Here is an 8,052-nt window from a genome sequence, read left to right on the forward strand (position 1 = left end):
GTTACAGGAGTCCTTCTGCGATCGGCCCCAGGGCGAGGGCGGGGAGGAAGGTCAGGGCGACCAGGACGACCGTCACGCCGACGACCATGCCGACGAAGAGCGGCCGGTGGGTGGGGAGCGTGCCCGCGCTCTCCGGTACGGGCTTCTGCGCGGCGAGCGAGCCCGCCAGCGCGAGCACGAAGACGATCGGCAGGAACCGGCCGAGGACCATGCAGAGGCCGAGGGCCACGTCGTACCAGGGGGTGTTGACGGTGACGCCGCCGAAGGCGGAGCCGTTGTTGTTGGAGGCGCTGGTGAAGGCGTACAGGATCTCGGAGAAGCCGTGCGAGCCGGTGTTGAGCATGGCCGCCAGGCCGGCCTCGTTGCCCATCGCCACGGCGGTGCCGGTGAGCACCAGGACGGGGGTGACCAGGAAGTAGAGCGAGGCCAGTTTGATCTCGCGGGAGCCGATCTTCTTGCCCAGGTACTCGGGAGTGCGGCCGACCATCAGGCCGGCCACGAAGACCGTGATCACGGCGAGCACGAGCATGCCGTACAGGCCCGCGCCGGCGCCGCCCGGGGCGACCTCGCCCAGCATCATGTTGAAGAGGGTCATCATGCCGCCGAACGGCGTGAACGAGTCGTGGAAGGAGTTCACCGCGCCCGTGCTGGTGAGCGTGGTGGCCGCGGCGAAGGTCGCCGAGTTGGCCACGCCGAACCGGACCTCCTTGCCCTCCATGGCCGCGCCGACCGCCTGGGGCACGGTGGCGTCGCCGGCCAGCTCGAAGACGTTGGTGAGCACGACACTGATCACCGCGATCGAGGCCATCACGGCGAGGATGGCGTAACCCTGGCGGACCTGGCCGACCATGCGGCCGAAGGTGCGGGTCAGCGCGAACGGGATGGCCAGGATCAGCAAGATTTCGAACCAGTTGGTCCAGGCGGTGGCGTTCTCGTACGGATGGGCGGAGTTGGTGTTGAAGAAGCCGCCGCCGTTGTTGCCCAGTTCCTTGATGACCTCCTGGGAGGCCACCGGGCCGCCGGTCAGGTTCTGTGTGCCGCCGGTCAGGGTGGTGATCTCGTACGGGCCGGTGAAGTTCTGCACCACGCCCCCGGCGACCAGCACGAGGGCGCCGACGAAGGCGATCGGCAGCAGGATGCGCAGGGTGCCGCGGACCAGGTCGGTCCAGAAGTTGCCGATGGTGTCGGAACCGTGGCGGGTGAACCCCCGCACCAGCGTGATCGCCACCGCCATGCCGACCGCGGCCGAGACGAAGTTCTGCACGGCCAGGGCGGCCATCTGGACCAGGTGGCCCATGGTGGACTCGCCCGAGTACGCCTGCCAGTTGGTGTTGGTCACGAAGCTGATCGCCGTGTTCCAGGCGATGTGGTCGGGGACGGCGTCGAAGCCCAGGGACAGGAAAAGCCGGTCCTGGAGGCGCTGCATGCCGTACACGACCAGGATGGAGACCAGGGAGAAGGCCAGCAGGCCGCGCGCGTAGGCGCTCCAGCGCTGCTCGGCGTCGGGCCGGACGCCGAGCAGGCGGTAGACGAGCCGCTCCGGGCGGGAGTGGGTGGTGCCGGTGTAGACCCGGTACATGTAGTCGCCGAACGGGCGGTAGATCACGGCCAGTACGGCGACGAGCGAGACGATGAAGATCCACCCCATCAGAAGCGCTCCGGGAAGAGCAGGGCCGCGACCATGAAGATCACCAGTCCGGCGGCCACCACGAGACCGGCGGCGTTGCTCGCGCTCACAGGCGCTCCACCGCCTTCACAACCAGCCCGAAGATCGCGAAGACCGCGATCGTCAGGGCGACGAAGATGACGTCGGTCATCCCCACTCCTCACGTTTCGGTACGTGCCGCCGGTACTTGACGGCGGCGCTTTAGCAGCAAAGCTGGGCGTGTGGGGGTTTTGGTCGCTCTTTACGGGTTCAATACGGCTGTGCCAGGTTTCTTCACGCGATCCCTACGAAACGGCAAGGCTTAAGGTGGGGTGATGGCGAGCGGGATGGCCGAGGGGGCACGGATCCGGCAGCGGAATCTCGGTGAGGTCCTGCGGCACGTGCACGCGGACGGGGCGGTCTCGCGGGCCGTGCTCGCGCGGCGCATGGGGCTGAACCGAAGCACGATCATGGGCCTGACCGCGGAACTGGCGGCGGCCGGCCTGGTGCGGGAGAACATCCCCCGGGAAACCGGCCGGGCCGGACGCCCGTCCCTCGTCGTCATGCCAGAGCCCGAGCGTGTGTACGGCCTGGCCTTCGACGTCGCGGTGGACCGCCTGGTCGGGGCCCGGGTCGGGCTCGGCGGGCGGGTGCTGGAACGCCGCGAGGCGGTACGCGCCCGGGCCGGGGTCGACCTCGAGGACGTCGTCGAGGTGCTGGCCCGTTTCGGCCGGGAACTGGCCGCCTCAGCGGCGCCCGACACGGTCTGCGTCGGGGTCGGGGCCTCCTACTGCGGAATGATCCGGCGAGCCGACGGTATGGTCCGGTACGGCCCGCAACTCGGCTGGGTCGACCAGGCGTTCGGAGCGGAACTCGGGGCCGGGCTGGGGTTGGGATTGCCCGTGGAGGTCGGCAACGAGGCCCATCTCGGGGCGATCGCCGAGTACGTACGCGGGGCGGGCCCCGGCGTGCGGAACCTGATCTACCTGCACGGTGACGTTGGGGTGGGCGGCGGGATCATCGTCGGGGGCAAACTGCTGGACGGTGACGGCGGTTACGGCTGCGAGGTCGGCCACATGCTGGTCAACCCGTTCGACGGCCGGCCGTGCCTGTGCGGCTCGCGGGGCTGCCTGGAGGCGGAGGTCGGGGAGGAGGCGCTGCTCGACTACGCCGGGCGTGCCGACGAACTGGTCGGCAGGGACGGCATCCGGGCCGTGGTGGCGCTCGCCGAGAGCGGGGACGTACGGGCCCGGGAGGCGCTCGACCGCATCGGCGACTGGCTCGGGGTCGGCGTGGTCAATCTGATCAACCTCTTCAACCCCGCTCTGGTGATCTTCGGCGGCATGCTCCGCGACCTCTTCCACGGGGTGGCGCCCCGCGTCCACGCCCGCATCGACACCCACGTCCTCCCGGTCTCCCGCAAAGGCGTACGCCTGGCCGTCTCCGCCCTAGCCGACGACACCACCCTGGCCGGCGCCGCCGAACTGGCCTTCTCCGCCCTCCTGACCAGCCCACTCGACACGCTCGCCGCCCGCAGCACGTGACTTGCGACGGCGCCTCTGATAATCCGCCGCTGTCACTGCCGCACCCAGCTATGCTAGCTTCGCACAAGACCGGCAAATAGGCTGGTCAACGGCTCCGGCGCCCTTAGCTCAGCCGGATAGAGCATCGGACTTCTAATCCGACGGTCGGGGGTTCGAATCCCTCAGGGCGCGCTCAGATCATGACGTTGACCTGCGAAAATGTGCGCCACAATCACGCTTAGAATATTGTTCTAGCCGGGTCGTGCTCGCCCCGTGCTCGCCCGCACCTACCCCGCACCCACCATGATCATCATGGGCTGCTGATCACGACAGCGGGCAAGGCAAACGGCCCGCTCCACCACGAGGGATACGAGGCCGTTCTCCAACGCTTGTCAGGCGCGTAGTGGCAGCACCTCGCCTCGCCCTTCCTGATCGTCTCCCAGCAACAGTGCTGCGGTCTTCTCCGCCGCCGCCATCGCCACCTGCGGGAAGACCGAGGTATAGGTGTCGGCGGTGAAAGCGCTGGAGGTGTGCCCCAGCGTTTCCTGGACCACTTTGATCTCCACCCCCGCCGCCAGCATCAGCGAGGCCGCGCCATGCCGCAGGTCGTGGAGGCGGATCGGCGCCAACCCCGCCAGGTAGGCCAGCCAGAGAAACTGGTCGGACACGTGCTGGGGGTGCAGCCGATCTGGGCTTCCCCTCATAGCGTGGAGACCTGAACCTGGGAGAAGGTTGGGTCGTGGCAAGCAAGAGACGCCGGTTTGATCCAGAATTCCGGGCGGGCGCGGTGCGCATCGTCAAGGAGACCGGCAAGCCCGTCGCGCAGGTGGCGCGGGATCTGGGTATCAACCCCTACACGTTGAACAACTGGGTGCACATGGACCGGCTCGCCCAGGAGCAGGACACCGATAACGGCAGTGCGGTACTGGAGGAGTCCGAGCGGGAGGAACTGGCTCGGCTGCGCCGGGAGAAGGTGGCCTGGGAGAAGGAAAGGGCCGAGCTGGCAGATGAGCGTGATGTGCTCAAGCGCTCGGTGGTCTTGTGGGTGAAAGAGGCGATGGGCCGGTGAGCGTGGCGGCCTTCATCAGCTCCCAGAAGACCGATTTCGGTATCGGCCACGCGACCTCCTGCCGGGCGCTGGGGGTCTCGCAGTCGTGGTTCTACAAGTGGAAAGACCGCGCGCCCACACCTCGGCAGCGGCGGCGTGCCGATCTGGACGCGGAGATCACCATGGTGTTCACCGCCTCCGGCGGTACCTATGGCTCCCCGCGCATCACCGATGACCTGCGGGAGAAGGGCTGGCGGGTCTCGGAGAACACGGTCGCGGCGCGGATGGCCGAGCTCGGCCTGGCCGCCCGGGCGCGTCCCAAGCCGCGTTCACTGACCCGCCCGAGCAGGCGGCCGGCGGCGCCGGACCTGGTGCGGCGGAAATTCACCGCGGTCGCCGCGGATGTGCTGTGGTGCGGCGATGTCACCGAGATCGTCACCGCGGAGGGGAAGCTGTATCTGGCCACGGTGGAGGACCTGTTCTCCCGCCGGCTGCTGGGTTATGCGATGGGCGAGCGTCACGACGCCGCGCTGACGACTGCCTCGTTACGGATGGCGGTGACTACCCGGGGCGGTGACGTCGAAGGGGTGATCTTCCACAGCGACAGGGGCAGCGAGTACACCGCTGCCGCCTACCAGGCCGTCTGCCGCGGCAACGGCGTGGTGCAGTCGATGGGACGGGTCGGCTGCGCGCTGGACAACGCCGCCGCCGAGGCCTTCAACTCCACGCTGAAGGTCGAGTTCGTCCACCGAAACGAGTTCCGCACCCGGGCCGAGGCCCGCCTGAAGATCGCGACCTGGATCACCGATTTCTACAACACGCGCAGACGGCACAGCGCCAACGACGGGATCCCGCCGATCGCATTCGAGCATCAGATGACCGCGAAGAGGCAAGCGTCATCGGCCCTGTTCAGAGCCGAGGTGGCATAAGACCGTCTCCACGCTTTGAGGGGATTGACACACAGATACAACCTGATGTGGCCTTCATAGGAGCGGCGGGTGGTCTCCTCGATCTTCCGCTTGCGCTTCAGGAACTCCTCCAGCCACTGCGCGACCGTCACCTGCTGGGTCAGGTCCTGCCGGGTGCGCACTTTACGGCGGACCACATCGACATTGGGCAGGACACGGGTCTCGGCCAGCGTTCTCTTGATCAGGTCCGCGATCTGGCTCCGGAGGGCCGTCTCCCCCGGATCGGCCAACGCCAGCAACTCCCGTACCTGCCCAAGTTCGGCCTCCGCGGCCTCCTGGGAGGCGAACCCGCTGCGCCGCAGCGGACCACGACGCCTACCCTCCACCGTGGAAGGCAACTCAATCTGGTAGTTCCACACTCCGTGCCGGTGGCTCCAGCCCCCGCCGGGACGCCGCAGCTTGGGACATTTCTGCCCCAGCGCCTTGCTGTCGGCTCCCGTACAGGAGCAGCGCTTGAACGTGGTGCCCTCAGCCATCGCTCTTCTCCCCTCGCCCTGCTGACGGCCTGGCCCACCAAACAGCGGAACCCCGCGCACAACATGTCGTTGCTCGAACTCGCGAACGCCAATCCGTCCCTCGCCACAGACCCTTCGGGCGTGCAGCGCGGACAACCGCCGTACGCACCGGCACAACCAGCCATGGGTCGCGATCATGGGTCGCGATCAGACGAGCACGACCCCGACCATCACCCGACTGATGCACGGCCACGTAGGACGGGGCGTATCAACGCTCACCTGGACGGCATCGGTCAAGCGAAATCCGACGGCCGCCCCGGAATTCGACGACCACCAAACCTCCCGGCGAACTACACAAATGCGCGGGCCCCCAGCTCAACGGCAGATCCTCTGTCACCTGCTCAAATACCTGCCGCCAAGCAGCAAATCGAACGGGACCACAGTCAAAGACTTGGTCATTTCCACCGAAGTCCGCGCCGACGCACAAGGATCCAGATCAGGCATCTGAGCAACGTGATACGACGCAGTTTGCGACACGACCTGGTGTTATCCGTCGCCCGGCATGAGCACGAGACGTCACTGGAGTTGAGCAAGTAGGGGACCGAAACTATCCAAGGTCCAGCGACACGATCGTGAATACGTTGTCTCGCGAATCTTGGTTGCCCGCAGCCCGCTTAATGACCGATCGTGCAGGGGCCAGCCGGCGCTGTAGCCCTCTTCTGCCGATGAGCGTGCGACGTACGACACTCTCCGCGAGCTGCGTGCCCTAGCCTAAAGCTGTGTCGGGATTAACGGATCTGGAGCGGCGGTGCGTTTCGCCGTTCTACTTGAAGATGATGGGCCTGAATGCACTAAGGCATGACGTCCTGTTCGATACTCTGCGCAAAGTGGCGCGAGGGACGACCGACGACGAAGTCGCTGAACTGCTGGCTTCGCACTGGCGGCCGCGCGTCATGGGCGCTTGACTCGCGTCTGGCCGGACCCAGCGCCTGGAGGCTGCGCTGCTGGAAAGCCTGGAGACCTCGCTGGGGACGCTGACAGCGCCGCCTCTGGCGACCGTCGCCCTGCATGGTCTGGGAGCGAAGGCCGTGCCCTCGCTCAAGACCTACCTGCGACTGGACCTCGCGCATCAATGGGGCTCAGCCTCGTTCGTAGCCGCCGTACGAACGACTGGACGCCACCCCGACCGGCGTTGCCATCGATGACCACGACCGCAGGGCCGTAGACGGAATGCTGATCGTCGCGCGTTGCCTAGCCGAGGCAGAACCAGAAATCCCTCCGGACGCTGCTAACTGAAGCAATACACCGCCCCCCGCTGGTTGTGCTGCGCTTGACGTTGACCAGATTGGTAGGGGCGCCCGTGGGGACAGGGGCGACGACCCCCCTTTGCTGTTCCACCGCTACCGACCGCACGTCCTCACAACGAACTCAGCCGACGACAGCGTCGATCAAGTCGCTGCAGCCCGACATCCTCAACTGCCGCGAGCCGCGCGCTACGCAACGTCATGCCCACGGATGCGCAGTCGCCCCGCTCCGTTCCTGCCGATGACCTGGATGCGAGGCCGTTGCAAGACCGTGAGCGCGGCTTGTGCGAGACTCGTCGATCGTGGACACCGGTGATGTGTGGCGTTTGGTTGAACAGGCGCGACGTGAGCTGGACGAGGCAGTGGTGCGCGCGGACGAGGTCGCACAACGCATGGTCGAGTTGCTGGCCCGACGTGAACCAGCCGAGATCGTCGCCTTCGCGCAGCCGCTGTGGGATCTGCTCGCTGAGTCGTACCGGGCCAACCTCTGGGCGGCCGCGTACGTGATCAACGGTGGCGCATCCGACGACGGCTTCGACTACTTCCGTGGCTGGCTGATCGCTCAGGGACAAACCGTGTTTCACCAAGCGCTCGCCGACCCAGACAGCCTTGCCAGCAACCTCATCGTCGTCCAAGCCGCCGCAGATGGCGAGGACCTGTGGGGCGAAGACATCCTCGGCGTCGCCTGGAACGCGCACCTGGCAGCAACCGGGGAACAGCTACCGCCCAAGGCCTTCACCATTCGATATCCGCAACTCGACCCCGACTGGGACTTTGACTTCGACGACGAGGCCGAGATGCGCCGACGCCTGCCGCGCCTCGCCGACCTCTACTACCAGTCGGCCGAGGCATAGCAGAAGCCGCCGGAACAACCGATCGGCCTGACCCTTCGCAGGACGCTGCGGCATTGAGACGTCTCGGGGTCCGATCAGCATCGACACGCCAAGTCTGTCAACGGACATGCCGTTGTGGCTCTGGCACAAATTCCGTGATCTTAATCGGCGAGGAGGATCCGGCGACGGAGCAGGTCGGGGTTGGCGCGGCCATACATCTGGCGTTTGAGCATCTTGATCCGGTTGACGGCGCCTTCGACCGCGCCGGAACTCCAC

General features: G+C 66.8%; 9 protein-coding genes and 1 tRNA gene. 6 read left to right on the top strand and 4 right to left on the bottom strand.

The annotated features are described in order from the left end of the window. Position 1: 1 nt before the first annotated feature. Complete coding sequence (gene kdpA / locus KIP79_RS37900; protein ID WP_214109825.1) at positions 2–1,648, bottom strand: potassium-transporting ATPase subunit KdpA; 1,647 nt, start codon at positions 1,646–1,648, stop codon at positions 2–4. Continuing rightward, positions 1,648–1,737: a K(+)-transporting ATPase subunit F gene (gene kdpF / locus KIP79_RS37905; RefSeq protein WP_214109826.1), complete on the bottom strand. Its 90-nt coding sequence runs from the start codon at positions 1,735–1,737 to the stop codon at positions 1,648–1,650. The genes kdpA and kdpF overlap by 1 nt, the downstream gene beginning before the upstream one ends. Before the next feature lie 243 nt (positions 1,738–1,980). Between kdpF and KIP79_RS37910 the strand changes: the two genes are divergently transcribed. Together KIP79_RS37910 and KIP79_RS37915 are read left to right on the top strand one after the other, a co-directional pair. After that, complete coding sequence (locus tag KIP79_RS37910) at positions 1,981–3,189, top strand: ROK family transcriptional regulator (protein ID WP_214109827.1); 1,209 nt, start codon at positions 1,981–1,983, stop codon at positions 3,187–3,189. 97 nt (positions 3,190–3,286) lie between these two features. Further along, positions 3,287–3,360, top strand: a tRNA-Arg gene (locus tag KIP79_RS37915). Between the two features lie 200 nt (positions 3,361–3,560). On the opposite strand, the gene KIP79_RS37920 is transcribed toward KIP79_RS37915, so the two are convergent. After that, positions 3,561–3,872 (bottom strand): tyrosine-type recombinase/integrase, encoded by a 312-nt coding sequence (locus tag KIP79_RS37920; protein WP_214109828.1) that lies wholly within the window; start codon positions 3,870–3,872, stop codon positions 3,561–3,563. 35 nt (positions 3,873–3,907) lie between these two features. On the opposite strand from KIP79_RS37920, the gene KIP79_RS37925 reads away from it, so the two are divergent. After that, the gene (locus KIP79_RS37925) at positions 3,908–4,237 is read left to right on the top strand and encodes a transposase (RefSeq protein ID WP_214109829.1); all 330 of its coding nucleotides are present in this window, start codon (positions 3,908–3,910) and stop codon (positions 4,235–4,237) included. Further along, positions 4,234–5,145 carry an IS3 family transposase gene (locus KIP79_RS37930; protein WP_214109830.1) on the top strand — a complete coding sequence of 304 codons (912 nt, stop codon included), beginning with the start codon at positions 4,234–4,236 and terminating at the stop codon, positions 5,143–5,145. Before KIP79_RS37925 ends, KIP79_RS37930 begins: the two co-directional genes overlap by 4 nt. On the opposite strand, the gene KIP79_RS37935 is transcribed toward KIP79_RS37930, so the two are convergent. Next, positions 5,088–5,660 carry a hypothetical protein gene (locus KIP79_RS37935; protein WP_214109831.1) on the bottom strand — a complete coding sequence of 191 codons (573 nt, stop codon included), beginning with the start codon at positions 5,658–5,660 and terminating at the stop codon, positions 5,088–5,090. The two genes, KIP79_RS37930 and KIP79_RS37935, sit on opposite strands and share 58 nt — an antisense overlap. A 758-nt stretch (positions 5,661–6,418) precedes the next feature. Here KIP79_RS37935 and KIP79_RS37940 point away from each other — a divergent pair. Further along, the gene (locus tag KIP79_RS37940) at positions 6,419–6,604 is read left to right on the top strand and encodes a hypothetical protein (RefSeq protein ID WP_214109832.1); all 186 of its coding nucleotides are present in this window, start codon (positions 6,419–6,421) and stop codon (positions 6,602–6,604) included. A gap of 641 nt (positions 6,605–7,245) precedes the next feature. Beyond that, a complete protein-coding gene (locus KIP79_RS37945; protein WP_214109833.1) occupies positions 7,246–7,797 on the top strand; it encodes a DUF4240 domain-containing protein in 552 nt (183 codons plus the stop codon). The last annotated feature ends 255 nt before the right edge of the window (positions 7,798–8,052 follow it).

Origin of the sequence: Acrocarpospora catenulata (assembly GCF_018476525.1) — a bacterium.
Classification (GTDB): domain Bacteria; phylum Actinomycetota; class Actinomycetes; order Streptosporangiales; family Streptosporangiaceae; genus Acrocarpospora; species Acrocarpospora catenulata.